The following is a 25041-nucleotide window of genomic DNA, read 5'->3' as shown; positions in this document are numbered from 1 at the left end:
CGGCTGTGCCTCTGCCTGCTGAACGCCGGCGAGGCCAGCGAGCGCGCCCGAAAGGCCGATTGGTGCAACCAAGCGGGAAACGGCTACCGCCGTGCCGGCCATCAATGCGTCGCGGCGCGTGATTTTGATGCCGATATCGGCTTCCGGCAAGTCCTGATCGTTGTTCACCTTTTTCGCCCTCCCTTGATTTGTCGGCGCTAGCCTGACGCCGAGCACGCTTTTCCGGAATACTTCTTGTCTATTCATAGTCCCCGCCAGGTTAGGGGATCGCAGGCGGTAAGCCGCCCTTCTGCCTCCGACCCCATTTCGGACTTGCTCGGTCGATTACATCGGGTGGTCAGCGAGCAGGCGCGACTCCCGGTGGTGCCCACGTCTGGTCGACGATGGCTTTGTCCGGCATATAAGTCCGCATAATGACGGTGAACGAGCCAGCTTTCGGACTTGGCAGCCAGTTCGCCATCTTATCTGCACTCGGAGCCTCGCTCTGGATATAAAGCGTCAGACCACCATCGGCATCGGTTTTGAGGTTCGGGGTCCGGTTTCCGATTGCATATCGGTTGATGGAATTAGCAACTAGGTTGTAGGTGGGATCGTACATGGTGATCGACCAGAACGCCTTCACTTCTGGCAGTTGGCCGGGAGCAAAGCGCATCGCATATTGCTTGTTGCCGTCCAGCGGCTGGCCTGACTGGTCAAGCGCGGTGTTGTAGTAGACTGCTTCGTCCGGGTCGTTGGCGATGATCCCGCCAAGGCACTGTATTGACGCCCGCAGCAGGAAATCGTCAATCAGGCCCGCCGTCCCCATCGCCTTCGGCGGGATATTCCAGCCGTTCACGCGCTTGCCGAGAGCGCCAGAGCGGATCACCTGATGAAGCATGGCAAAGCCGTCCTTGGAAGCTCGCGCCAGACCGCGCTTGGTGTCCTCGTCCAGCTTGTCGATGTCTTGGCCGGGGCCGATGCCGATCTTGGCGAAAAGCTCGGTTAGCTTCGCCAGCCTCGCCTCGGGCGGGTTCTCGGTCATCGCCCGGTTCATCGTCTTCCATTCGCCGAGCGGATCGGTCTTCGCGTCGAAGGGAGCCCAGACATCGCGGCTCGCAGGCAGCAAAGGTTCGGCCTTGCCCCATTGGCTGAGCGGGATCAGCGTGTACTGGTCCTGCAGCTTGCGGACGACAGGCAGATCGGCCGGACCATCGACCAATGTGCGTCCGAGGATCAGAACGCTGTTGGTTCTGGACGGCGTGATAGACTTCACTCCAGCCGGTAGCTGACCCTTCCAGTTCGGACCGATAATCGCGTAGCTTCCCGCCTTGCCCCCAGTGGTGCGGGTGCCGACATAGGCAAAGTTGTCGCTGTCAATGCTCGCCAGTTCGAAGGTGAAGTAGCGGTCGCCCATGTCGGGATGAGTCAGAATGAGCGGTTCTTTCGACACGTCGATCCAGGCGATGGAATACAGCGTGTCGTTGTTCGGCGAGCCGCCATCGCGGTATTCGGCCGTGGCCAGATCACGGACGTTGTAGAAGTGGTTCAGCGGCGCGTAGGGCGTGATGCTTCCGGCAGGCTTTGGCACGGTCACCCAATTCCAGCGCAATGACGGCAGGTAGACGTAGGGAAATCCAAAGACATAGGCCTGCAGTCCGAGGGAATAGGCGTACTGTTCCTGCCAGCTAGTCGGTTTCGGCGCGTCCTGCGCCTGTGCTGGAAGCGCCACGGCCAGACACAACAAGATGCTGCCGAAGAAGCTTTGAACCAACGGCATTTTTCCCCTCCGCTGTTTCCAGAAGTCAACCCCAAGTCACTGTATGTGGACCACGACGTAGCGCCCGTTATGAGCCTGATAGTACTTGCCGCCGCAGTGCCACAGCACGGGGCCGTAGACGGTGGTCTTCACACACGCGGCCGGGAGGCTGTTCACGTAGATAGCCGTCCGGCGGATTGTTCGGCGAGTGGTACGCCTGGCAACGCCAGCGACGCTGCCGGGCGTGAGCGGATGACCAACTCGCGCCTGCGCGTCGCCGACGAAAGAGGGGAGCGGTACAACTTCGTCGATCAGTCCGCCAAAAATTATAGCGACGGCAATCGCAGCCGCGCCACCGGCCAATCTCAAGCTAATTCTTGTCATCGTTCATCCTCTCTAAATTCAAATAGCTGCAGCAGGTTCTAATTGGCCGACAGCATCGTTATCGGCGCCGCGACTGGTAACGTGAGAACGCGGGTAGTGGCGCCGGCCAGCCCGCCCTCTTCCTGATCTGGAATACCCTGCGCCAGGACCTTGCGAAGTTCCGGCGCAATTTCTGCAATTTGAGCGAACTTGCCGTGATTGGTCGCATCCGTCGCTTTCACATTCGACAGGTCGACCACGATGGCGCCGAGATCTGCGAGGCCCGCACTGTCTTTACTCGCTCCAAGCCGATCTTTGCCGCCAGCGATAACTCGCGACAGTCCCAATGCTTTGTCGTCGCGCGAGAGAATGATCAAAAACGGCTTTTTAGGTTTTCCGATTCGCTGCATTTCCGATTTGAATACGTCCTCGTCGATATCGGGGGCGGCGAGTATCACCGTGCCAAGCTTGCCGGCTGAAGCGATATTTCCCGATATCTTGATTTGCCGAAATGCCTCGACGGTCACCCAGTTGCCCATCGAATGCGCGAGGACGTTGATTTCATCAGCATCACTTGCCATCAAAAGGCGCAGCGTCCGCTCCAATCTGTCGCGAGCGATAGTCGCGCTGTTGTTGTCATATACGTAGTCCAGCGTCTTGCCCCGCGAGGCCCAACTGAAGAAGACGGGAACGCTAGGCGCACGGGAATCATGAACGACTTGCGCGAAGCGATAGAGTCCTTCGGCAAACAGCGTGTTGTAACCATGCACAAAGAGCAGGACCTTGCGCTGGCCTTTGGGCTGAGCTTTCAAACGTTGGTTCAATTCGGCCAGAAACTGCTTTTCGTTCGGCAGGACCTCGCCATCTCGCGTGACAAAATCCGTCTGAGCATTTCCCGGCTTCGAAGAAGGCCATTCGACATTGCCAGCCCTATGGTTCGGCGGCACGCTGACGGTGATCGATGCAAAGTTCAGGGCAGATGACCGTTCGCCATCGAAGTAGGTTCCCGGTCGAGCATCAGGCGCTCGAGTGGTAGCAACGAGAATGGTATGCGAACTGGCACCTTGAGCTACGGAGGTATTCGACAAAAGGGCCCCGGTCTCAGGCCTGCTTGCGCAAGAAGAGAGGATGAGTGCGCAAGCAGAGGATATTGCCAGGGTTCGCCCTGCTCGCATGCTCACTCCCACCAGTACCCGGCAGCGATTTACCAGCTTCATTCTTTCGTGCACCCCGATGTCATCTCCGAGAAGGCAGCCTTGCCTCCCCCCGCCGAGCGTTGTCCGTGATCGGACACAAGTCGTCGCGTGACGCGACTTGCGTAAAGGTCAGTCAAGACACAACCCGCTTGCCGACCCAATACAAGATCGGCAGCTGACTGATCGCGATCAATCCCCAACGGTGGCGCGGAAACCGCTTACGTTTCGAGCGTCCTGTAAGGAAGGTAACTAACTGTATCCTACGGCCGGAACCCTGAAGCTCGTGGCCGGAAATTGACTTCAGCTGGCGCGTTTTGGAACAGCAACAAAATTGCCATCCAACAAACGCATGATGCAGGCCCTCCTGCAGGGATCCACCCAAATTAACCTGCCGGATTGTACCAGATCGGCGACGTATAGGCGCGCTCCTGGGTCGTCATCGGCACGTCGGCCGGCAAGGTCAGGCCAAAATACTTCGCGTCGTAGGCGGTCCAGCGCGGCGTCGGGATCTCGATGACACGGCCGTAGTAGAAAGCACGCAGCGAGGGGTCGAAATCCGTGTCCTTCCAGACCGCGATCAACTCGGGCGCACCGATCGTGTTGGTCCACGTCGCATTGGGCACGTCGACCGTGCTACCGACCGGCGGCAGCTTGCCGCTGGCGTCCGCCTTGCGGTCGCCGGACCAGGCGACGTCGTAAATCTTCTCATGCACCTCGCCGGCCGCGTCTAGCCAGCCCTTGACGATCTGGTAGCGGTCGAGATTGGCCCCGATCGGGTCCTTCAGCGCGGCGACCAGGAACGTCGGCGCCTTGCCGTCGGGCGCGTGGCTGAGGTCGCCGCCCATCGGCACACCCTTGCTGTAGCCGGCAATCGCCGGGCTGCGGCTGTTGGCGTCGGCGGCCTCGAAGTCGAAGCCGCCAAAGAAGCGCACCACCATGCGCGGCCCGGTCGTGGCATAGGTCTCGCGCCGCTTCATGGCGTCGAAGATCGAGGCGCGGGTGTTCTCCTGCGCCCACACCGCTGCGTAGCCCGACGCGGTCATCTCCCATTCCATGATCTTCAGCCCGAGCTTCGCGTTGGACATGAAGGCATGCGAGGTGCGCTCGGGGTTTGGCTCGGCCGACGCGACCTTTCCGAAGAAGTTGTCGTCATCGGCGGTGGCGAGGCCGGTATGCGAATCGGTGCTGCCGACCAGCCCGAACTTGTAGGGGTTCACGCCGAGCTTCGCTTCCAGCTTAAGGCCATTCTTGAGGGCCGAGCGCGTGTATTCGAACTCCAGCATCTCCGGCTTCTTGGCCTCGCTGAGGTCGAGGTTGCCCTTGTCCCACTTCTCGAAATTGGCGAACTCGTCGTTCGGCGACAGGACCGGATGGCTCTCGCCGTCGCCCTTCATCTGCGTGGTTTCGTACAGGACCTCCCAGCGCGCCCGCTGCTCGGCATATTCGCGGTCGATCTCCTTGCCAGTGAAGGACTCGATGATCGGGAACATCGTGCCGTTGCTCAGATTTCCGTTGTGGGCGATCGCCAGCACCTGGCCACCGGTCTTGTCCTCATAGTTCTGCAGCCATTTCCAGAGGTCGCGCGGATTGTTGGAGCCGAGCGGCGGCTGCGTCGTATAGGGCTCGATCATCGCGGCCTTGTCGCCGTTGTCGCGGAAGATCACGTTGCGGTGCAGATTGTTGCCCTTCGATAGCGAGGTCCATTCATAACCGATGATCGCGGTGAAACGGCCGGGCTCGTTGGCCTCTTCGGCCGCGTCGATGATGCTCTGCCAGGTGGAACGATACGCGGCGCTGCCCGGCGAATAGGTAATCTCCTTCGGAAACTTGCCTTGTGCGAAGGTTTTGACGATGTCGTAGGCCGCCTCGGCGCCCTTGCCCGACTGCATCATGTCGTACCAGGTGCGGGCCTGGGGATTTTGCAGGATCTCGGGTTTGCCGGCGAGGAAATCGCCGAAAAAACCGAGATTGTCGGAGTGATCGGCCACGACCAGGAAGTCGAGCGGGCGCGACAGCTTCACCGGCAGCCCCGTGTTGGAAACGATCTCCTCGCCCTTGGCAAATTTGTACGCTTCGCGCGGCCCGATCCTGGCGCCGGCAGCGCCGGCATCGAAGGAGAGCGCGGTGTGCAAATGGGTGTCGCCGAATAGTGGCCGCACCGGGAAGTTGCGGCCGGCATAAGGCGAGTAGGGCCGCTTTGTCTGGAACACCGTTGCGCCGGTGGTCTTGTCGATGTCGCCGATATCCGTATTCACAGCCTCCTGAGCCCGAACGGACTGCGCGACGACCAACAGGCCTGCAAGTGCTGCACTTCTCAGCAGTGCGCGATCGAGATTTCTGAACTTCATTTGAACCTCCACTATGAAAACATCGCGTCCAGCCGCTGGACGCTCCAGAATGCTGCGATGATGCCGATGGCATAGGCTGACGCGACGATCGCCTGCCGGGGAATGAAGATGACCCGCCGCACGGCGTATACCGAGCTCAGCAACACGGCGATGAAGGCCAGTTGTCCGAGCTCGACGCCGACGTTGAAGCTGAGCAGCGCCAGGGGGATGTCGCCTTGCGGCAGGCCGAGCTCGACCAGCGCGCTGGCAAAGCCGAAGCCGTGCAGCAGGCCGAAGGCGAAGGCCACCATCCAGGGCCGAACGATGGCGAGGCTGAGCTGGCCGCGCTCCATGCGCACGACCTCGGCGGCGACCATGACGATGCTGATGGCGATCATCGTCTCCACCGGCAGCGAAGGCAGCCTCACCCATCCGAGCGTCGCGCAACTTAAGGTGATGGAATGCGCCGCCGTGAACGCGGTGATCGCCTTCACCAGCTTTCGCCAGTCGTGCACGATCAGCATCAGCCCGCAGACGAAGAGCAGATGGTCGAAACCGAACGCGATGTGCTCGATGCCGTGGCGGACATAGGTGGCGAACAGCGCCCAGGCGCTCTGCGACGCGGGGATTACCGCGGAAGGTTCGCTCGGCGTCAGCCGCGCCGTCCAGCTGTTGCCGTTGGCGAAGGCCACATGGACCAGCGCGTCGGTCATGGTGTTCTGCAAGCCGTCGATCAGAACGTTCTGGCCAGTGAGCGGGTCGAGCGTGCGCATGTGCCAGGTCTGCACCATCGCATCGCCGGTCGGATGGGAGACGATCGGCGTCAACGTCTCGTTCCTGCCGGAAAACAGCGCCGACAACGCCAGTCTCGCGTCGCCCTGCATCGGGGTCTTGAACAGCACGCTGAACTCGTTCGGCGCCTCTTCCTGCACGCTGAGATAGGCGGGGCGTACCTCATGGGCAGAGGCGGCCGCGGGCAGCAGCACGATGATGACCGCTGCCAGCACGACCAGCGCAACGCGCTCCATTGCGCGGGCGCATCCCATGAGAAGAGACTTTTTGCCCGGTCGCCTCATTTTGCCGCCACGTTGTGTGCCGGCTCTGGTCCCAGCATCGCCTTAACGCTGTCGTCCACCTCTACCGCGTACTTCCTGCGCAGCTCGACGAGATAGTCGCGGGTGAGCTCTGTCTGCTTGGCGCCGCGCCATTCGCCAAGAACGGCATCCCTGACCGTCTCGAAAGGCTTCAACACCGTCGGCGTGCGCTCGGTGACCAGCACCAGGTGAACGCCGTACCCCGACTTCACCGGACCGCGCCACTGGCCGGGGTCGAGCGCAATGACCTCGCGTGCAAAGTCCGGACCGAACATCCCCGACAGCGCCAGCTCGTTGGTGTTTTCAAAACTGTCGCCGAATATCAGAGGATCACCCGCCGCCGCGTCCGCGTCGCCCGTCGCATTCAGCGCGGCGAGCGCCATTTGGGCGTCCGCTGCGGCGTCCTTGCGATGTCTCGGATCGAAGTAGATCTGCCTGAACGACAGCTTTCCCGGCGTCTCGAATTGTGCGGGATTGGCAGCATAGAACTGCCGCAGGTCCGTCACGCTAGGTTCGGCAAGTTGGGCAGTGTCCTCGACCAGGAACTTCAGCTTCTGCGCCAGGCGGCGGCGAATGATGGAGTCGTCCTGCTCAAGGCCCATCTCTTCAGCCTCGCGTGCCAACAATTTTTCGTTCAGGAAATCGTCGACCAAACCCTTCAACTCTTCCGCCGTGGGCTGGCGCAGCCACTGGCTCGACCACGTCTGCTTCAGCCAGCGTACATCGCCCTCGCCAATGCGGACGGGTTGGACAGCTGAAGCGGCGACACTGCTTTCGTGCAGCCACGAGTAGCTGCCGAACAGGATCGCGCCGACGACCGCGAAATGCAGCAGGGGTTCTCTCAGCCAACTCACTTGCGGTGATCCCGCGCTGACATCCGGGCGAAGAAGTTCTCCTCCTGGGTGGTGGTGAGCGAGGTGTGGCTGTCGGTCGAGCCTATCATGCCGAATTCATAGGTATTCACTCCGAGCTTCGCCTCGAACCGCAGGCCAGTCTGCAACGCTGTGCGCGCATACTCGCTCTGCAGCATCTCCGGCTTTTTCACTTCGCTGAGGTAGCCCATGCCCTCTTCCCAATGTACCCATTGCATCGCGGCCAACAGCAGTGGACGCCTGGGATGGTTTGCACACAAAGGGCGCGGGTGGGGAACGTAATTAACTGTAAAGATGCAGCTGGGTGCAAGCTGTCGATCACAGGCTTCGGACGTCCAGACCTGTTCTGCGCAACGAGTTCGGGAAAACTGCGTGTCTTCCGCCCGGCCAAGTCGTCGCCGACCTTTTGGCGCGCATCACCCACGAGTTCAGACGCATTCTTTGCCTGCAGCACGTTCTACTTGGCCGTCAGCATCACTATCAGCGCCGCGACTGGCCAACTTAACGCGGGTAGTGGCGCCGGCCCGTCCGCCCTACCCCGGTTCTTCAAAACCCCGCGCCAGGACCCTGCGAAGGTCTGGCGCAATTGCTGCGATTTGGGCGCCGCCCTAGAAACGCATGATCAGACCCATGATCGGGCCTTGTTGCACGACATCGAAGACAAACCCGTTATTGTCGTAGTTGACGCCCAATGCGCGATAGCCGACGACCGCCGAAAATCGATCGTTGAAACGATAGCCCAGCGCGGCTGCGACGTCCCAATCGACATTGGCCGCGCCAGCTCCCACCATTCCCCAACCGGTGACATAGACCTCGGGTGTGAGCGAATAGTTCGCACGAATACCAACCAGCCCGTCTACCCAGGTCTTGCCGTCGCTGGCGGAGCGGCCGTCAAGAATTCCACCATGGAACTCAAGGTCCGTATTGACCGACCAGACCCTCATGGCGCCGACCACATCGAGACGTCCAGCGTCGCTCTGGAGGACTGAATAACCAACTCCACCCAGACCTGAAAAAGTTTGCGACGTGAGATCGACGCTGTCTGCCAAGATGCCTTTGGGCGTGCCATTGCCGGCGGAAATCTTGACGTATTGGAGGTCGCCGAAAATGCTGTAGCGGTCGTAGCGTGCCTCGATAACGGCCATGGCCGCGAAATCAAGATTCTTCAGGATGTCGCCAAAATTAGAATCAACCTCGACGGCGGGCAAACCGAACTGCCCCACGTCGCCCGAGAGGCCAGCAGCCCAGAAATACGGCGCGACGCTGAACGTCCATCCCTGCTCGGTCACTATGGGTTTCAGGTCCGGCGTCACCGGGGAGACCAGATCGGCCGCGCCCGCGTTGTTAGCAAGGCACAGGATACAAAGCGCGGCATAGCCGGTAGTCACCGTCCGACAGAAAATTTTCATTGATCTTTGCTCGGTTGTGGGTTGCGACTCTCAGTCCCGGTTTCATTAGAAGGCTTAGTCGACATTGGACCACGACGTAGCGCCGTAGGGCTGATTGTTAGACAACCGCATTGCGACAGCATCCTATCGTTAACAGGGTTGTGCAATTGCAATCGAACCCCGTATGGCGGGAGGCTGACCACCGACCAGTTCTGACCATCCGTGGCGCTTACCATGGCGGCCGAGGATTGACGCCCAGGTTGCGGGGAGCCTCTGAGTCCCGCACCGCTGCCCCGACCTCTCCAACCAGCCGGTCAACAAGTTGCTGCCATTCGGCTCGTCTGGCCTCGACCAATGTCGTTGTGGTCTGGTCGACACTTGAGAGCGCCCGCTCGGCGTCCGCAAGCTCCTCGCATATTTCCAGAAAGCTCTCACTCCGAACGACCAGTCGGTGGATCGCCAACTCAAACTGCGGAAAGCGGCGTACCGCCGCTAGGATCGCTCTTTGTCTCTCGGATGATTCCTGTTGCGTGGCCATGATTCGTTGATCTGACATAAATCCGACCGAAATAACGATTTTTTCAATTCGATTTTCAATTCGCCAGTTCGCGACCTGAGTGAATTGTATATTGCCCACGACCGGCTGGGGAATGTAAATTACGTGGGGGACCATGTAGTCACTGGTCGAGCGAGGGGCAGTGAATAAGCCTGAATCATCCTTCACAGCGGAGCCAGTTCTCCCTGCCGAGAGTTGTCGCGCCCAGCTTGGCCTGATCCTCGGCAGCGCGGACTTCGATGCCACGGGCCGTGAGCACCGTTTCCTTAGCTACGTGGTCGAGGAAGCCTTATCCGGGCGTGGCGATCGCATCAAGGCTTACACCATCGCGGTCGAAGTGTTCGGCCGTGGCCAATCATTTGACCCTCAGACGGACCCAATCGTCCGCATTGAGGCCGGCCACCTTCGTCGGGCGCTGGAACGCTACTACCTGACCTCAGGACAAAGGGATCCTATACTCATAACAATTCCCAAGGGCGGATATGTTCCTTCGTTCGCACGCCAGGCCGAAACTGAGTTAGCACCGCTCCCGGCCCCACTTGTCGCGCAGCCAGTCTCGGAGCGCCCGACCCTGTGGAGAACTCGGCCGCGAGTGCTGGCAGCCGTGCTCATGCCTCTTGTGGCGATCGTGGCATCTCTATCGGTCTGGTGGTGGTGGGCGCCCTCCACATATACCGAGCCAGCAAGGCCCCGAGTGCTCGTGCAGACGTTTGACAATCCGGGCGGCACTCAGGCCGCAGGCGTGGTTGCAAGTGGATTGAAGGAGGAAATTGTCGAGCAGCTTTCCAAGTTCAGAGACTTGCTGGTTATGGAGTCAGCCCCGAAGCCGGAAGATGCCTCATTGGCGCCACCACGATTTGTTGTCGCTGGAAGTGTCACGCTGTCGGATGAGGCCTTTCAGCTTCGGGTCCGGCTCATCAATCGCGGAAATGGGTCGGTCATTTGGGCAAATACCTACGACGGCCCATTGAAAGTCTCGGTATTTCGGGATGCCCAGAAGGAAATTGCGCACAGCGTATCACAAAATTTGGCTCAGGTTTACGGCGTGATCTTCCAGGCGGACGAGGATCTCGACGTGAGCAACGCCCCCGATGATTGGGTAGCCTATGGTTGTACACTTTCTTTCTATGCGTATCGGTTGGAAATGGATCCGGAGCGCCGTCCCGCTGTCCGTACATGCCTTGAGAAAGCTGTGGATCGCTTCCCCGGCTACGCCTCGGCATGGGGTCTCCTGTCATTGGTCTATGTCGATGACTACCGGTATGGAGTCGATGGGAGGCCTCCGGCATCAGCGCTTGAGCGCGCTTTCGCTGCCGCCCGGCACGCCGCGGCGCTCGATCCCCTGAATATGCCAGCGCGTCAGGCAAAAATGCTGGCACTCTATTTCGACCGACAGATTGATGCCGCGTTGGCGCTAGGCGAGGAGAGCTTGAAACTCAACCCAAACGACACCGAGTTTTTGAGCGAATATGGCGAGCGCCTGGCCGTTTCAGGACAATGGACGAAAGGTTGCTCGATGATAGCGGGGGCGCGTCAATTGAATCCCGGAACCTCAGCCGACTATGAAGCGGTCTTGGCCCTCTGCTCCTATTTTGGCGGCGACTATGCGCAAGCAGCGAACTGGCTGAAGAAAGCTCCTTCGCCGATGAATCCGATCTATCATTTGATTGGCGCTGCGATAAACGGTGAGGCAGGAAATGTTGCGGAAGCGCACCGCGAAAGCGAATGGCTTCAACAGAATTTTCCGGCATTGGTGAAGAACCTGAGGGGGCAAGTGTCAATGCGTTTGGCCCGCCCGCAAGATGTCGAGACCATTCTCGGCTCGCTTAGAAAAGCAGGTCTTGTGATCCCTGATTGAGTGGGCTGCGCCGATTTTAAACCGCGCAGTCGAGCTAGCATAGCTCGTTTTCTGTCGCGGAAGACTATCGAAGCGCCTGAGGCAACCGAACACGCCCGCCCCGGCGCCATCCTAGACCTTGCGCGACCTGCGCTCGGCTCTGCATTCCTCCAGTTCCGTCAAACCTTTATCGGTATCCACGAACCGGCAGCGGGCCAGACCGCATTTTTAATGGGTAGGCTACAGTTAGTTACCTTCAAAACAACGGGACAATGCCCCAGCGTAGGTGGGTCATGCATTGCTCCAGTCAATGCATGACCATGGTCCCGCCGGCAGCATCGATGGAAAAGCAAGAAGCCCGGCGGGAAAGTGGACTGAAGAAGGGCGCCTCGACCTCGGATGGAAACAACAATGCTCGACAGCGTCGCACTCATTACCGTGATCATCGTGCTTTTGCTGGTCGTCTACGGCGCGATCGCTGTCTGGGCAATCCCTTACGAGATCGCCATACCAGCTGCCTGCCGGATCGACAGGTCAGATCCCCGTGTACAGCAACCATATGGCGTCGGTCACCGTCGTTCGACGAATCCTTGTGCGGATGAAAAGTTGGACGAACTACATTGTCTGACTGTTGAAGGGAAGCTGCGACTGCGGCGCGAAGCGAAAGCAAATCTTTCTGGGCATTGTTGGCATTCGGGGGCAGCACCGTCGCTTCACCCGGCCTTCAAAGGCCGCGAACTAAAAACTCTTAAATCTGAGGGAGAACCATGCGAAATTTTACAGCACTCATATTGGTGGCGTCAGTAGCGCTTTCTGCGACGGCGGTCTGCGCGCAAGAAAATCCCCTCCCCAAAGCTAGCGATAATCTTGTCAAATACGGGGACGATGTCGAGGGCTGGACTGTCTACGCAAATAAAACACGCGGAGATTGCCTGATCGTGAGTGCGTTTGGCCCAGGTTCGGTGCAAATGGGCGTAGCCGCAAACCAGGCGGTCGGGTACCTTGGCGTGTTCACAAAGCTGGACATTGGCATCAAGAACGGAGTCAAGGACATCTTCGTCGATATCGACGGCCATCTTTACCGCGGCGTGGTGACCACAACGGCCGGCCAACTCAAAGGCGGCTTTTCGGGAGGTTACATTTTGACAGATGACCCATCTTTCAAACGCGACGTGGCGAAGAAATACAAGATGACCGTTTTTCCGCAAACCCAGGGTAGCTTTGTCGTCGATCTGAAGGGCACCTTCAAGGCTATGGCAGCAGGTCGCAAGTGCCTGACCGCACAAAAGTCAGGCTGATCGATTCCACCGATTTTCGACCGGCATAGAGGTCGACGCGATGGTGGGGTTGTGAGGGCATGACCACCTGCATGGCCCAGTCACCAACAGTCCTGGCGGCCGGGCGAGTCTGACGTGGTCAAGTAGCAAGGTTCCGCGTTCGATCCGCCATGGTTCGTTCGATTGCGGGATAGTCCGATCTTATTGTCGATCGAGAATTGCCGGAGGGCGCGATGAGCAAAGCACTGCCCACTCGAATTGGTATTTTGGTGAAGGCAGTCGTTCCGATTTTCTTCTGGCTGCTCGCTGCAACCTCTTGGGCTCATGCCCAACAGCCTCCGGACGGCGTGCCGCCAGCAAAGGCGCGGCAACTCCTCGACCTGCTCTCCGACCCCGAGGTGAAGGTATGGCTCGAGGGAAAGACACCGGCAGCCGCCGAGGAACCGTCTGCCGCATCATTGGCCGATGCGATCTCTAGTTGGGAACTGGCCGTTCGCGCACGACTCGTCACGCTCAGTGACGCCATTCCTCGCATCCCGCAAGAGCTTGCCAATGCCGCCGGCGTCGTCTCGCGGGACGTGAATACTGGCAGGCCCGGCCTGGTGATCCTGATCCTGGCAGTATTGACCGTCATCGGCTTCGGCGCAGAGTGGCTTGTTCGCCGGGCTTTGGCGTTGGGCCATTCTGGCGGAGAAGTTGACCCCAAACAGGCACTCCTGTCCGAGGTCGCTGCCTTGGTGACATTTGCTCTGGCCGCCATCGGATCGTTTGTCGCGCTGGAATGGCCGCCTTTGCTTCGCCGCATCGTGCTGACCTTGCTGCTCGCCTTCGTCGCAGTGCGATTCATCCGAGCAGTTGCCATGTTGCTGTTTGGAGTAGCCCGCGCGGGCAGCGGAACGTCGGATGAGACGCCGACGGCAGTTCCTGCCACAGATGAGACCGCGCGGCGTTTCTGGATTCCGCGCGTAAACCTCATGGCCGGATTTCTGCTGTTTGGCTGGGCCGTGGCCAGTCTCATGCCTGGCATCGGTTTCTCCATCGACGTTGCGCGGGTGGTTGCACTGCTTTGTGGCCTGGGCATGCTCGCCGTCGCTGTCGAAATCGTATGGCGCCGGCCGGGCAGCGCAGCTACCGCAGTCAGGCAATCGCTGCTGACGCTCTATCTGATCGCGCTTTGGCTAGTTTGGGTGGCAGGACTGCTTGGCGTGCTATGGCTCGGCCTCTATGTGTTGCTGTTGCCGGCCGTCGTACGTGGGGTTGGCAGCGTCGCACAGGCTTTCGTCGGCCGGGCGCAGCGCAGTGGCGCCCTCGGCATCGTAGGGAACGTTTTGATCGTCAGGGGTGCCAGGGCGGCAGTGATCGGCGCTGCGGTCGCATGGCTCGCCTATCTCTGGCGCATCAGAGCTGCAGCCCTTGCAGGCAGTAAAACAGGCGAGCTAGTGATTTCAGGCCTGCTTAATGGCATCATCGTTCTCCTGGTTGCCGACCTACTTTGGCAGATGGCGAAGGCGCTGATCGCCTACCGGATGGCGCTTTCGCCGGCGGCCGGGTCCAACGCCGGCGACGTTGCCCGCGACGGCCGGCTGCGTACGCTGCTGCCGATATTCCGCAACGCGCTCGCTGTCTTCATCGCCGTAGTCACTGTGCTGACAATCCTGTCCGGACTAGGCATACAGATCGCACCTTTGATCGCCGGCGCCGGCATTTTCGGCGTGGCTATTGGCTTCGGTTCGCAAACGCTGGTCAAGGACATTTTGAGCGGTGTTTTTTACATGCTGGACGATGCCTTCCGTGTCGGCGAGTATATTCAGAGCGGTAGCTATAAGGGCACTGTCGAATCGTTCAGCCTGAGATCAGTCAGGCTGCGGCATCATCGCGGACCGATTTTCACCGTGCCGTTCGGCGCGCTCGGCGCTATCCAAAACATGAGCCGTGACTGGGTGATGGACAAGATGGCTCTCAGTATCACCTACGATTCTGACGTAGACCTCGCTCGCAAGCTTATCAAGAAGATCGGTCAGGAACTGGCCGCGGATCCTGAATTCGCGGCCGATACGATCGAGCCACTGAAAATGCAAGGTGTCGACAGTTTCGGCGACTCAGGGATCGACATCAGGATGAAGCTGATGACCAAGCCGGGAACTCAGTTCGGCATCAAGCGGAGAGCGTTCATGATGATTAAGAAGGCATTTGACGATAACGGCATCAAGCTCGCCGTTCCAACCGTACATGTGGCAGGTGGCGGCGACAACGCGGCTGCCGCGCAGCAACTACTCAAAATGAAGCAAGCTGCCAACTAGCTAAAGAAGAGCATCGAACGTCAGCCACAAGGCCGGCAAGATCCAGGTGGCGCCTGCAACGCGCGACCTGGGGAGTGCTTTGCCTTTTCGGCTCTGCAGTCATCTCGCCGATGGCTGCTTGATGACCTCCAGGCCAGAGAAGGTTGGTTTCGGATTCCTCTCGCTCTATTAGGCGCTGCATTCTAGGCAATGCTGCCCGACAATACCGCTACGAAGTTCTGCTGCTGACAACAGCGTCCGCCAGTTGATGCCGGGTGCCGCGACTCGAGCAGCGTCGAACTGAACTTCGCTATGTCCGCTTTCAGATAGTGACGGTGGAATGCCAAGCGGCCGGGATTGGGCGGTGGGTTCCGCCGCAAAGCTGCCATTCAGAACTTGGGCCGTTGGGGGCGTCGTGCTGACCGGCGCTATCAGGAAGTCACACGCGCCAGAAAGTCGCTGCCACCGAAATTATCCAAAAGCCGAATCTAGTGTCCCGCTTTGTCCATAAGCGCGCGCAACTCGGGCTGAGACGTGACCCAGAAAGTTCGAAAAGCTTCCAAGAACCCCAGCCAAACCGGAGGCTGGGCAGGCAGCTCCGCTCCACGAGCTTCATTCGCTCGACGGCAGGAACTACTTCGGAAATAACATCAAAGGGTTGTCCGAAGACCTTACAAATTCTGCGTTGGCTCCACTGCAGTTCGATAGATTAGGCTTAGGACGACGGTTGCGTCGTTGATCATCCGCCCATAGAGAGGGGATAAATCAGGCAAAAAGGACCACCAATGACCAACGAATCCGATACCCGCTCTGCCGAATTAACTGAGTTAACCGCCGACATTGTCTCAGCATATGTCAGCAACAATCCATTGCCGGTGTCTGGCTTGCCGGACGTGATAGCATCGGTTCATGCTTCGCTGTCCGGACTTGGCACTCCGGTCCCACCGATCGCTGAGCCGCAAACTCCCGCGGTCAACCCGAAGAAGTCGGTGACGCCGGACTTCATTATCTGCCTCGAAGACGGCAAGAAGTTCAAATCACTGAAACGGCATCTTAGCACGGACTTCGGCCTGACACCGGAGGCCTATCGCGCCAAGTGGAACTTGCCGCACGACTACCCAATGACAGCTCCGAATTACGCTGCTCAGCGCTCGCAACTAGCGAAGTCCATCGGACTTGGCCGCAAGGCTGAACCCGTCGCACCAGCCAAGAAGGCACCTGGGAAGCAGAAAGCCAAAGCGTAGTCCGCCACTACCTGACGCAACGGAAAGACTCAGCTGTGTTTGGCGAGCGGCGGACCTGAAAAGGACCGTCTGGCCGGCGCCATTCGGGCAACCTCCCAGCGAGGGCGCCGGCCTTTTTCCTAGCGGGGCGGAAACTGAAACTGTCATCGGGCCGCTTGGCGATGATCAACGACGGCCTCGACTCGCAACTCGTGCCGTGGTCACCGAGCGTTTCGGTTGGCCCAGGTTGACCGACCTTGCACACCCGTTGGCAGTTGATCCGATTTCTATCCAGACATATCCCCTGCTTCTACTCCCCCACTCAGCGGCTTTTATTTCCGATGCACATACCTACTCATGGCCACGCAACTGCATGACCAAGGGTTTGGGAGCGTGCTTGAGCCTGCTCCCATGTTCCCGACGTCGGACATTTGGGGAGCTTGATGGACGACAGGAAGTTTTTGACAGCTGAGGAAGTCTCGGAACGCTATCGCGGCACCATTTCTGTTGGAACGCTGCGAAATTGGCGAGCCAAGAGGATTGGACCGGCGTACGTCAAGCTTGGCAAAGCCGTGTTGTATCCAATTGAGGAACTAGAGACGTGGGATCACAAGAATACAGTGGCGTGCCGTGCGTCAAAGCGATTCAGCATGAACGGCGGTGAGTGAGCGTGGCTAGTGACGGCGGAGCATCCAACACCGCCCCCATAAGCCTCCCCTCACGTTCTCGGGTGTAGAGATTTTTGCAATATCTTTCAACAAGATAGCTTACTGCGAGAGGGAGTTGCACAACGATCCCGCTCGACACCCTACGACCATTGTGGATCACGGTTGGTCACGCTTCGATCCAATTTCCCCTGAAATCATAGATTTGCCAGTTTGCCCAACCGTCGTGCGACGGGTGATAGATCGCAAATATAGCCAGCGACCTGCGAGGGCGTTATCGGCGCAAGACATGCGCCCTTCCCTGCCCCACAACGCAGTGTCGATCTCGCGCCACGGCACCTTTGACAAACTGCTGAGCGCCGGAGCTATCGGCAATCGACGCTCGCTGAAACGATATATTGCTCTCAGAACGGCCCCACTGGCCCGCGATTGGGATGACTGAAATGGGGCCGCAAGCAGACTGTCGGCTGTTGGTGCCCCCCTGGCAAATGCGGAGAGCCGAAATCAAATGCCAACGTCAAGGTTGGTCCTGAACCGCGAGCACTTGTCGGGCACGCTGATGGTCATGAAAGGTGTGAGGCGAGGGTTGGCCGAGGGCCAAGGTGTAACGGTGGAAACCGCCTTGGATCAGTCCTGGCTCGGGCACTATGCAAGGCGTTGTAGACGGCAGAGGGTCGAAACCGAGGCTATTTTCGGGTGATGTATATTAGCGCCTTCTCAAGTAATAGCAATTAGATATCTGCGATTTTTCAGAATTTCATTATAATAGTTTTAAGTGATACTGGATATCAACTTTGCGATTGGCGCATGGGTGCAAAGTATGCCGAAACTTCTTGCGGTTCGTTGCTGGTCAGTTGGTCCATTGGTTAGCGTCGCGACGGTAGGATCGCTCACCTGGCTCGCGTCGCTTATCTATGTTCAGGAGAAGGGGCTGCTTGCGGTTCTCGGCCTGGGGGTTTTGATCGCGCTTCTCTGGCTTGACGGCTTCCGGGACAGGAAGGCGGATCGACAAGGAAGCAGGCGGTTCAGACCTTATTTCTCGCTCTTCCCCTGCCTTCTGTTCCTTGTCTATGTCTATCTGGAAAGCGTCTTCGGCTATTTCGACTGGGGTGCGATGTTCATGCATGCCGGCGCCGGCATGCTTACGCCGGGTGTCGTCCTTGAGTATTTGTGGAATACCGGAAGCACGATGCTGGTTATTTTGGTCGTTCTTCTCGGTCTCGGCGCCCTGAAGGCGCGCGGCACGCTGACCAGAGGATTGGACGTTGCCTTGATGGCGTTCTTCCTGGCGGCAAACCCGATGCTGACGCGTCCGATCGCGGCGGCGATCCATACCAACCCGCTGCATGATTTCCTGTCCCGACGGTTCGTCGATATTATCGCTTTGGCAGAGCCGCAGGTTGCGGTAGCGTCCGTGACGGTCGCGCCAAAAAACCTCGTTCATATTTTCATCGAGAGCGCCGAGCGCACCTACATGAACGAGGCGGAGTTCGGCGACGTCATGGGGCCGCTGCTGGAATTCGACAGGCGTGGCGTTTCGGCGAGCAACATGGTGCAGCTTGCCTACACCAACAACTCCATCTCAGGGATGGTCGCCGCGAACTGTGGAACGCCGCTGCTGATAACGTTCTTCACCTCGCGCCGGTATCTGGAGGAGCATTCGCAATTCCTGCCTGGCCTGACCTGCCTGGGCGATGCCCTGAAGGCGCGGGGCTATCGGCAGAACTTTGTTACCGGTTGGCCACTCAGCTTCACCGGTCAGGGGACATTCTATTCCACCCATGGCTACTCATCGCTTTTCGGGGGTCCCGAAGTGGTGGCCGCCCTCGCCGGGCGCGGCAACAGTTTCGGCGCCGACGACGCCGAAGTCCTCGATCTGAGCTTCGGCATTTTGCGGCGCGCGCAGCGCGATGGCAAACCGTTCTCCCTGACGATCGCCGTCAGTGGCGGGCATGCGATGGATGGCTACCTGACCGACAAATGTATCGGCAAGACGGGACTTTCCCCGCAAGTTCCCAATATCCTCCACGCCGTGAAATGCACCAACATGCTCATTGCCGACTTCATCCACAAAGCCGAGGCCGAAGGTCTGATGGCGAACACCGTTCTGGCGCTGCAAAGCGACCATCTCAGTGCGCCAAGCGCGGTGACGGACCGCCTGAACAAGTATGAAAGACGCAACTTTTTCTCACTGTCGGGAGATGGCATCCCGTCCAGAACATATGTCGGACTTTCGGGCACGATTGACATATTTCCCACCATCCTCGACGCGCTGGGTGTGCCGCCCGCGAATGGCCAGGCTGGCCTTGGCGTCTCGCTGCTTGGGGATCGGCCGACGCTGACCCAGGAACTCGGGCAGGGTCAGTTCGATGGCGCGATCTATGCCGAGGATATCCTCGTCAGGTCATTCTGGCAGCCGAGACCGACACGGTCGGCTACGGCGCCCGAGGCCGGCCCACATTAACGCCACGGGACGCGTCGGCAAGCTGAGATGGCTGGAGCGCGGAGCACTCGATGGTCTTGCCCACATCGCCGCGAATTTGCCAGACTGCAGCGGGTTGTGATGGCGATCGGCGGGCGTCGGCTCCGCTTTCTAATCTCGCCAAACCGCGGCCTGACAATCAGCAAAGCGGCCCAAAGGCAGCCCGCCTGAAGAGCGCAAACTGGCGACGCAGGAGCGTCACTCTTCCCTGAACGCGCGCTGTATCTGATCGGCCAGAGGTTTCACCAAATAGGACAGCATGGTTCGGCTGCCGGTGGAGAAGAACGCCTCGACAGGCATGCCCGGCGCCAGGGTGAGGCCCTTCAGTTTCTTCAGTTCCGTGCGCGGCAGGCTGACGCGAACCGTGTAGAAGCCAGCGCCACTGCGCTCGTCGACGCTGAGATCGGCGGAGATCTCGTTGACCACGCCGTTCAGTTCCGGCGTCACGCGCTGGTTGAATGCTGAAAGCTTCAGGGCCACGTCCTGCCCCAGCGAGAGCTGGTCGATGTCCTGCGGGGCAATGCGAGCCTCGACGGTCAGATCATCCGCCACCGGCACCACGAGCATGATCACCTCGCCCGGCGAAATGACGCCGCCGATCGTATGGACGGCAAGCTGGTGGACCACGCCATCCTGCGGACTGCGGATGTCGATGCGCTTGAGCTGATCCTCGGCGGAAACCTTGCGTTCGACGAACTCGGATATTTTGCCCTGAACGTCGCGCAGCTCGGTCGCGACCTCGCTGCGCAGATCCTGGTCGACCTGGATGATCTGCAGCCGGGTTTCGGCGATGCGGCCCTTGGCCTGTGCAATCGACGCCGTCAGTTGTCCGTGTTCGCCATCGAGCCGCACCGCGTCGCGCTCCAAGGCCGTCATGCGGTCGATTGAGACCAGCTTCTTGAGCCAGAGCATGCGGATGCTGTCGAGCTCGGTGCCGATCAGTTCTATCTCCCGGCTTTTGGCAGTCCGCTGCTCGGTGAGCCCCGAGGCCTCCTCGGCAAGCTGCGCGATGCGCTCTTCCAATTGCGCCTTCTGTCCGGCGCGAGCCTGGCGGCGAAACTCGAACAGCGACTGTTCGCCGGCCATGGCGCGCTCGACGCCAGGGTCATCGCGCCTCGATGTCAATGAAGCGGGAAAGACAATGTCGGCATGGTCGTCGCGCTCGGCTTCGAGGCGGGCGAGACGCGCATCGAATTCATCGAGCCCCTTGGTGACGATCGCCAGATTGGCGCGGGTGACGGTTTCGTCGAGACGGATCAGGACCTGCCCGGACATCACGGCATCGCCTTCACGTGCTAGAATGGCGCCGACCACGCCACCGGTGGGATGCTGCACCTTCTTGACGCTGGAATCGACGACCAGCTTGCCCGGTGCGATCACCGCGCCGGAAAGCTCGGTCACCGCCGCCAGGCTGCCGGCGCCACCGACAAGAAAGATGCAAGCGGCCACACCGCCAAGCAAATAGCGCCGGATGGTGCGATCGATGGTGGGAGCCACAGCCATCAGGACACGTTCTCTTCAGGCGCGGGCACGACTTTCAACGGGACACCGGCCGGCCGGGTGACCTTGTTCAGAACCTCGTTCTTCGGCCCGAAGGCCTGGACCCGGCCATTGGCCATGACCAGGGCCTGGTCGAGGCTCGCCAGCGCGCTTGGGCGATGCGCCACCACGACGGCGATGCCGCCGCGGGCGCGAACACCCTGGATCGCCTCGGTCAGGGCGGCCTCGCCTTCGGCATCGAGGTTCGAATTGGGTTCGTCGAGTATGACCAGGAACGGATCGCCGTAAAGAGCCCGCGCCAGCGCCACCCTTTGCCGCTGGCCGGCCGACAGGGCCGATCCGGCCTCGCCGATGTGTGTTTCGTAGCCTTCCGGCAGATGAACGATCAGGTCGTGCACACCCGCCGCCCGGGCGGCCGACAAGATCCTGTCCGAGGACGCCTCGGGCTCGAAACGCGCGATGTTTTCGGCAATGGTGCCGTCGAACAGCTGCACATCCTGCGGCAGATAGCCGACATGCTTGCCGAGCTCCTCCGGCGACCACTGGTCAAGCGTTGCACCGTCCAGCCTAACGGCGCCGCGCGCTGGCAGCCAGATGCCGGCAATTGCCCGCACCAGTGAGGATTTGCCGGAAGCACTTGGCCCGATGATGCCGAGGCCAGCGCCTTTTTCCAGCGCAAAGCTGGCATCCTGCACGACCACGCGCCGCTCGCCCGGCGGCGTGACGCTGATGCCTTCGACGACAAGGGCTGAAACCGGCGCCGGCAAGGAAACGGTCGCCGCGGCCTCGGGAAGCAGCGCCAGGAGCTGGGTGAGCCGCGTCCAGGCCTGGCGGGCGGTGACGAAGCTCTTCCAGTGCGCGATGGCCAGTTCGATCGGCGCCAGGGCCCGGCCCATCATGATGGAACTCGCAATCATGATGCCGCCCGTCGCCTCCTGGTGAATGACGAGCCACGCGCCGATCGCCAGTATGCCCGATTGCAGCATCATGCGCAGGATCTTGGAAATGGTTCCGAGCGTGCCGGCGAGATCGCTCGCCTTGGCGTTGGTGCCGAGATAATCGGCGTTGATATCGGCCCAGCGGGAGGCGATGCGCGAGCCAAAACCCATCGCCTGCAGTACCTCGACATTGCGCCGTGTCGCCTCGGCCAGCGTGTTGCGTGCGGCGGCCTGGCGGTTGGCTTCCTTGGCGGGTTCGCGCGTGCGGGCCTCGGCAAGCAGCGTCAGGCCAAACAGGATGATGGCGCCGGCGAGCGCAGTCATGCCAATCCAGAAATGGAAGAGGAAACAGATGCCGAGATAGAGCGGCATCCACGGCAGGTCGAAAAGCGCAGTCGGCCCCGCGCTCGACAGGAACGACCGCACCTGGTCGAGATCGCGCAAGGATTGCAGGCCATCCCCCGCGAGCTTGGTGCGCAAGGGCAGTCGCATGAGTGCTGAATAGACCTGGCCGCTCAGCCTGGCATCCAGCCCCATGCCGATGCGCACCAGGAGCCGCGACCGGATGAGCTCGAGCACGCCCTGGAAAACAAACAGCGTGCCTGCAAACACGGCAAGCCCGACAAGCGTCGGTACGCTGCGGCCGGGAATCACGCGGTCATAGACCTGCAGCATGAAGAACGAGCCGGTCAGCGCCAGTATGTTGACGACACCGCTCATCAGCGCAATGCCGGCGAAGGCACGCCGGAAGGAGCCAAGAACCGCCGCGAGGGTCGTTCGCGGCGGCTCTGATGGACGGGACTGCGGCATCGCCTTCAAGTGAATTCCAGTTCAGGCATCAGGCGGCAATGAACTGGAAATCGTCCTGATGAAGATTTGCCAGCGCAACATTCTTCAGGGTCAGCGTATTGCCGGCGTCGTGGGTTATCACCGTGTCGGCGCCGACCTGGCTGGCGGCAGCGAGCACGGAGGCGAAGTCGGCGAAGACGTCGTTGCCGAACTGGATAATATCGTCGGACGCGGCTCCAGCGGTGAAGTCCGTGATGGTGTCGAGACCGAAGCCGGCCTTGAAGATGAAGGTGTCGTTGTCGGCTCCGCCCGACAGAAGGTCCTGACCACCTCGCCCTTCAATCGCATCGTTTCCGGCGCCACCGAGGAGCATGTTGGCCGATGCGTCTCCAAGAAGGGTGTCATTGAAAGCGGACCCAATGACGTATTTGATGTTCGTCAACGTATGCGTTTCGCTGGTCGCGAACACAGTATCGCTTGTGGGAAATGTACCTGCGTAGTGCACGGATTGAGCACCAGGCTGCGAGATCGCGTCCTGTAGTGTTGCAGATGCTGACAGTTGCTGGCTAGTCACGACGATGTCAAAGTCGCTGAGCCTGTATGAGTAATCTGGCCAGTTAAATACGACAATCTTGTCGATTGTAGCGGTTTGTCCAAGGTCGACTTGCCACCATTCCCCAACGTTGGGCGTTCCTGTGTGACTCACGGAACCGTGACTGAAATCTCCATCGGTATTCCCGTCGTTGGCGCGGCCGGCATCGCCTCCCCATCCGGTCGTCTTCTGGCTCGCTATGCCAGTCAGTGCGACATTCTGCCCGTTTTCGAAGACCTGCACTTCGGCAAGAGAAAGGTAGTTGCCATTGGTCTGGTAGACGCGGACGAATTGCCCGACCAGGGCCGCATGGTTCACGACCGTAGTTCCAAGCGCCAGATCGACCGTTACCGCATCAGAATTCGACGCATAACTGACCGTCGCGTTGGCCCGTTCAACCAGATCCGCCCTGCTCCACGTCGTGCCGTCGGCGAAGACGACCTTGTCGACGCCTTGGCCGTAATAGTCGTTGAGCGTATCCTTGAGCAGCACCGAGCCGCCGTCGCCGGCGCCCGGCGCGCTTTCGGCAATCACAACCGTTACGTCATTGCCGTTGCGCACCAGGCTCACGGCGGAAGGGTTGATGTCGCTGAACACCAGCTGGTCGTTGGAGCCGCCGTTGGTCCCTTCGAAAATGGTGTCGTTGCCGTCGCCACGGGCGTAGAGGTACGTGTCATCGCCACCAGCGCCATTGAGCGTGTCGTTGCCGGCATGGCCCCGGATCGTATCGGCGGAGTTGAAGCCGGTGATGGAGTCGTTGCCGGTGGTTCCGGCCTGATCCAGCAGTTTGACCCTGATGTCGGCCCGGGTCCATGTCGTGCCGTCAGCGAAGACGACCTTGTCGACGCCCTGGCCGTAGTTCTCGTCGAGGCTGTTCTTGAGCAGGACAGATCCGCCATCACCGGCGCCCGGCGTGCTTTCGGCGATCACCACCGTCACGTCATTACCGGTGCGCACCAGGCTCACGGCCGAAGGATTGATGTCGGTCAGCAGCAACCGGTCGGCGCTGCCGCTGTTCGTGTCTTCAAAAATCGTGTCGTTGCCACCGCCGCGGGCGTAGCGGAAGGTGTCATTGCCCCAAAACCCGGCAAACGTCTCATTGGCAGCAGTGCCGGTCAGCAGCATGTCGCGCAGCTGGGCCCGGGTCCAGATCGTGCCGTCGGCGAAGACGACCTTGTCGACGCCCTGGCCGTAATAGTCGTTGAGCGTATCCTTGAGCAGCACCGAGCCGCCGTCGCCGGCGCCCGGCGCGCTTTCGGCGATCACCACCGTTACGTCATTGCCGTTGCGCACCAGGCTGACGGCGGAAGGGTTGATGTCGCTGAACACCAGCTGGTCGTTGGAGCCGCCGTTGGTCCCTTCGAAAATGGTGTCGTTGCCATCGCCACGGGCGTAGAGGTAGGTGTCATCGCCACCAGCGCCATTGAGCGTGTCGTTGCCGGCATGGCCCCGGATCGTATCGGCGGAGTTGAAGCCGGTGATGGAGTCGTTGCCGGTGGTTCCGGCCTGATCCAGCAGTTTGACCCTGATGTCGGCCCGGGTCCATGTCGTGCCGTCAGCGAAGACGACCTTGTCGACGCCCTGGCCGTAGTTCTCGTCGAGGCTGTTCTTGAGCAGGACAGATCCGCCGTCGCCGGCGCCCGGCGTGCTTTCGGCAATCACCACCGTCACGTCATTACCGTTGCGCACCAGGCTGACGGCGGAAGGATTGATGTCGGTCAGCAGCAACCGGTCGGCGCTGCCGCTGTTCGTGTCTTCAAAAATCGTGTCGTTGCCACCGCCGCGGGCGTAGCGGAAGGTGTCATTGCCCCAAAACCCGGCAAACGTCTCATTGGCAGCAGTGCCGGTCAGCAGCATGTCGCGCAGCTGGGCCCGGGTCCAGATCGTGCCGTCGGCGAAGACGACCTTGTCGACGCCCTGGCCGTAAT

The 25041-nt window shown here is 60.1% G+C and carries 19 protein-coding genes; 7 read left to right on the top strand and 12 right to left on the bottom strand.

Features of this window, described 5'->3' with window-relative positions; all coding sequences use genetic code 11:
- Positions 1–337 precede the first annotated feature (337 nt).
- The 9 genes from CK226_RS33830 to CK226_RS33790 form a co-directional block, all read right to left on the bottom strand.
- A complete protein-coding gene (locus tag CK226_RS33830) occupies positions 338–1756 on the bottom strand; it encodes a DUF1254 domain-containing protein (protein ID WP_095794100.1) in 1419 nt (472 codons plus the stop codon).
- Between the two features lie 36 nt (positions 1757–1792).
- Positions 1793–2119: a hypothetical protein gene (locus tag CK226_RS33825; protein ID WP_095794099.1), complete on the bottom strand. Its 327-nt coding sequence runs from the start codon at positions 2117–2119 to the stop codon at positions 1793–1795.
- A gap of 38 nt (positions 2120–2157) precedes the next feature.
- On the bottom strand, positions 2158–3186 hold the full coding sequence (locus tag CK226_RS33820) for an alpha/beta hydrolase (RefSeq protein ID WP_210202267.1): 1029 nt from the start codon (positions 3184–3186) through the stop codon (positions 2158–2160).
- Positions 3187–3677: 491 nt separating this feature from the next.
- Positions 3678–5642 carry a DUF3604 domain-containing protein gene (locus CK226_RS33815; RefSeq protein ID WP_095794097.1) on the bottom strand — a complete coding sequence of 655 codons (1965 nt, stop codon included), beginning with the start codon at positions 5640–5642 and terminating at the stop codon, positions 3678–3680.
- Positions 5643–5653: 11 nt separating this feature from the next.
- The gene (locus CK226_RS33810) at positions 5654–6649 is read right to left on the bottom strand and encodes a HupE/UreJ family protein (protein ID WP_095794096.1); all 996 of its coding nucleotides are present in this window, start codon (positions 6647–6649) and stop codon (positions 5654–5656) included.
- A 44-nt stretch (positions 6650–6693) separates the two neighbouring features.
- Positions 6694–7569 (bottom strand): peptidylprolyl isomerase, encoded by an 876-nt coding sequence (locus CK226_RS33805; protein ID WP_095794095.1) that lies wholly within the window; start codon positions 7567–7569, stop codon positions 6694–6696.
- Positions 7566–7805 (bottom strand): DUF3604 domain-containing protein, encoded by a 240-nt coding sequence (locus tag CK226_RS33800; RefSeq protein WP_095794094.1) that lies wholly within the window; start codon positions 7803–7805, stop codon positions 7566–7568. The genes CK226_RS33805 and CK226_RS33800 overlap by 4 nt, the downstream gene beginning before the upstream one ends.
- Positions 7806–8195: 390 nt before the next feature.
- Positions 8196–8996 carry a hypothetical protein gene (locus CK226_RS33795; protein WP_095794093.1) on the bottom strand — a complete coding sequence of 267 codons (801 nt, stop codon included), beginning with the start codon at positions 8994–8996 and terminating at the stop codon, positions 8196–8198.
- A gap of 208 nt (positions 8997–9204) precedes the next feature.
- A complete protein-coding gene (locus CK226_RS33790; RefSeq protein WP_245437932.1) occupies positions 9205–9648 on the bottom strand; it encodes a hypothetical protein in 444 nt (147 codons plus the stop codon).
- A gap of 25 nt (positions 9649–9673) precedes the next feature.
- On the opposite strand from CK226_RS33790, the gene CK226_RS33785 reads away from it, so the two are divergent.
- From CK226_RS33785 to CK226_RS33755, 7 genes are all read left to right on the top strand, one after another.
- On the top strand, positions 9674–11389 hold the full coding sequence (locus CK226_RS33785; protein WP_095794092.1) for a hypothetical protein: 1716 nt from the start codon (positions 9674–9676) through the stop codon (positions 11387–11389).
- 390 nt (positions 11390–11779) lie between these two features.
- Positions 11780–12175, top strand: coding sequence for a hypothetical protein (locus CK226_RS35290; protein WP_179301188.1), 396 nt, complete (start codon positions 11780–11782; stop codon positions 12173–12175).
- A complete protein-coding gene (locus CK226_RS33775) occupies positions 12136–12666 on the top strand; it encodes a hypothetical protein (RefSeq protein WP_095794091.1) in 531 nt (176 codons plus the stop codon). The genes CK226_RS35290 and CK226_RS33775 overlap by 40 nt, the downstream gene beginning before the upstream one ends.
- Before the next feature lie 212 nt (positions 12667–12878).
- On the top strand, positions 12879–14945 hold the full coding sequence (locus tag CK226_RS33770; protein WP_179301187.1) for a mechanosensitive ion channel family protein: 2067 nt from the start codon (positions 12879–12881) through the stop codon (positions 14943–14945).
- Between the two features lie 764 nt (positions 14946–15709).
- Complete coding sequence (locus CK226_RS33765; protein WP_095794090.1) at positions 15710–16168, top strand: MucR family transcriptional regulator; 459 nt, start codon at positions 15710–15712, stop codon at positions 16166–16168.
- Between the two features lie 422 nt (positions 16169–16590).
- Positions 16591–16815: a helix-turn-helix domain-containing protein gene (locus CK226_RS33760; RefSeq protein ID WP_095794089.1), complete on the top strand. Its 225-nt coding sequence runs from the start codon at positions 16591–16593 to the stop codon at positions 16813–16815.
- Between the two features lie 772 nt (positions 16816–17587).
- On the top strand, positions 17588–19276 hold the full coding sequence (locus CK226_RS33755; RefSeq protein WP_245437931.1) for an LTA synthase family protein: 1689 nt from the start codon (positions 17588–17590) through the stop codon (positions 19274–19276).
- 216 nt (positions 19277–19492) lie between these two features.
- Here CK226_RS33755 and CK226_RS33750 read toward each other — a convergent pair whose 3' ends face one another.
- The 3 genes from CK226_RS33750 to CK226_RS33740 are packed head-to-tail and all read right to left on the bottom strand — an operon-like array spanning position 19493 to position 24970.
- Complete coding sequence (locus CK226_RS33750; RefSeq protein WP_095794088.1) at positions 19493–20797, bottom strand: HlyD family type I secretion periplasmic adaptor subunit; 1305 nt, start codon at positions 20795–20797, stop codon at positions 19493–19495.
- Positions 20797–22542: a type I secretion system permease/ATPase gene (locus tag CK226_RS33745; RefSeq protein ID WP_095794101.1), complete on the bottom strand. Its 1746-nt coding sequence runs from the start codon at positions 22540–22542 to the stop codon at positions 20797–20799. The genes CK226_RS33750 and CK226_RS33745 overlap by 1 nt, the downstream gene beginning before the upstream one ends.
- 28 nt (positions 22543–22570) lie before the next feature.
- Positions 22571–24970 carry a calcium-binding protein gene (locus CK226_RS33740; RefSeq protein WP_143750395.1) on the bottom strand — a complete coding sequence of 800 codons (2400 nt, stop codon included), beginning with the start codon at positions 24968–24970 and terminating at the stop codon, positions 22571–22573.
- Positions 24971–25041: the final 71 nt, after the last annotated feature.

This window comes from Mesorhizobium sp. WSM4311 (assembly GCF_002295115.1).
Taxonomy (GTDB): domain Bacteria; phylum Pseudomonadota; class Alphaproteobacteria; order Rhizobiales; family Rhizobiaceae; genus Mesorhizobium.
Note: the sequence above shows the minus strand (reverse complement) of the source record. Positions and strands in the feature narration are given on the sequence as shown.

Bases quoted from the DNA above. Each gene is read 5' to 3' on its own strand.
- CK226_RS33740 (WP_143750395.1), bottom strand. From the start codon at position 24,970: ATGCTGCTGACCGGCACTGCTGCCAATGAGACGTTTGCCGGGTTTTGG.
- CK226_RS33750 (WP_095794088.1), bottom strand. From the start codon at position 20,797: ATGGCTGTGGCTCCCACCATCGATCGCACCATCCGGCGCTATTTGCTT.
- CK226_RS33770 (WP_179301187.1), top strand. From the start codon at position 12,879: ATGAGCAAAGCACTGCCCACTCGAATTGGTATTTTGGTGAAGGCAGTC.
- CK226_RS35290 (WP_179301188.1), top strand. From the start codon at position 11,780: ATGCTCGACAGCGTCGCACTCATTACCGTGATCATCGTGCTTTTGCTG.
- CK226_RS33825 (WP_095794099.1), bottom strand. From the start codon at position 2,119: ATGACAAGAATTAGCTTGAGATTGGCCGGTGGCGCGGCTGCGATTGCC.
- CK226_RS33810 (WP_095794096.1), bottom strand. From the start codon at position 6,649: ATGGAGCGCGTTGCGCTGGTCGTGCTGGCAGCGGTCATCATCGTGCTG.
- CK226_RS33800 (WP_095794094.1), bottom strand. From the start codon at position 7,805: ATGCAATGGGTACATTGGGAAGAGGGCATGGGCTACCTCAGCGAAGTG.
- CK226_RS33760 (WP_095794089.1), top strand. From the start codon at position 16,591: ATGGACGACAGGAAGTTTTTGACAGCTGAGGAAGTCTCGGAACGCTAT.
- CK226_RS33830 (WP_095794100.1), bottom strand. From the start codon at position 1,756: ATGCCGTTGGTTCAAAGCTTCTTCGGCAGCATCTTGTTGTGTCTGGCC.
- CK226_RS33790 (WP_245437932.1), bottom strand. From the start codon at position 9,648: ATGGTCCCCCACGTAATTTACATTCCCCAGCCGGTCGTGGGCAATATA.
- CK226_RS33815 (WP_095794097.1), bottom strand. From the start codon at position 5,642: ATGAAGTTCAGAAATCTCGATCGCGCACTGCTGAGAAGTGCAGCACTT.
- CK226_RS33745 (WP_095794101.1), bottom strand. From the start codon at position 22,542: ATGCCGCAGTCCCGTCCATCAGAGCCGCCGCGAACGACCCTCGCGGCG.
- CK226_RS33795 (WP_095794093.1), bottom strand. From the start codon at position 8,996: ATGAAAATTTTCTGTCGGACGGTGACTACCGGCTATGCCGCGCTTTGT.
- CK226_RS33775 (WP_095794091.1), top strand. From the start codon at position 12,136: ATGCGAAATTTTACAGCACTCATATTGGTGGCGTCAGTAGCGCTTTCT.
- CK226_RS33765 (WP_095794090.1), top strand. From the start codon at position 15,710: ATGACCAACGAATCCGATACCCGCTCTGCCGAATTAACTGAGTTAACC.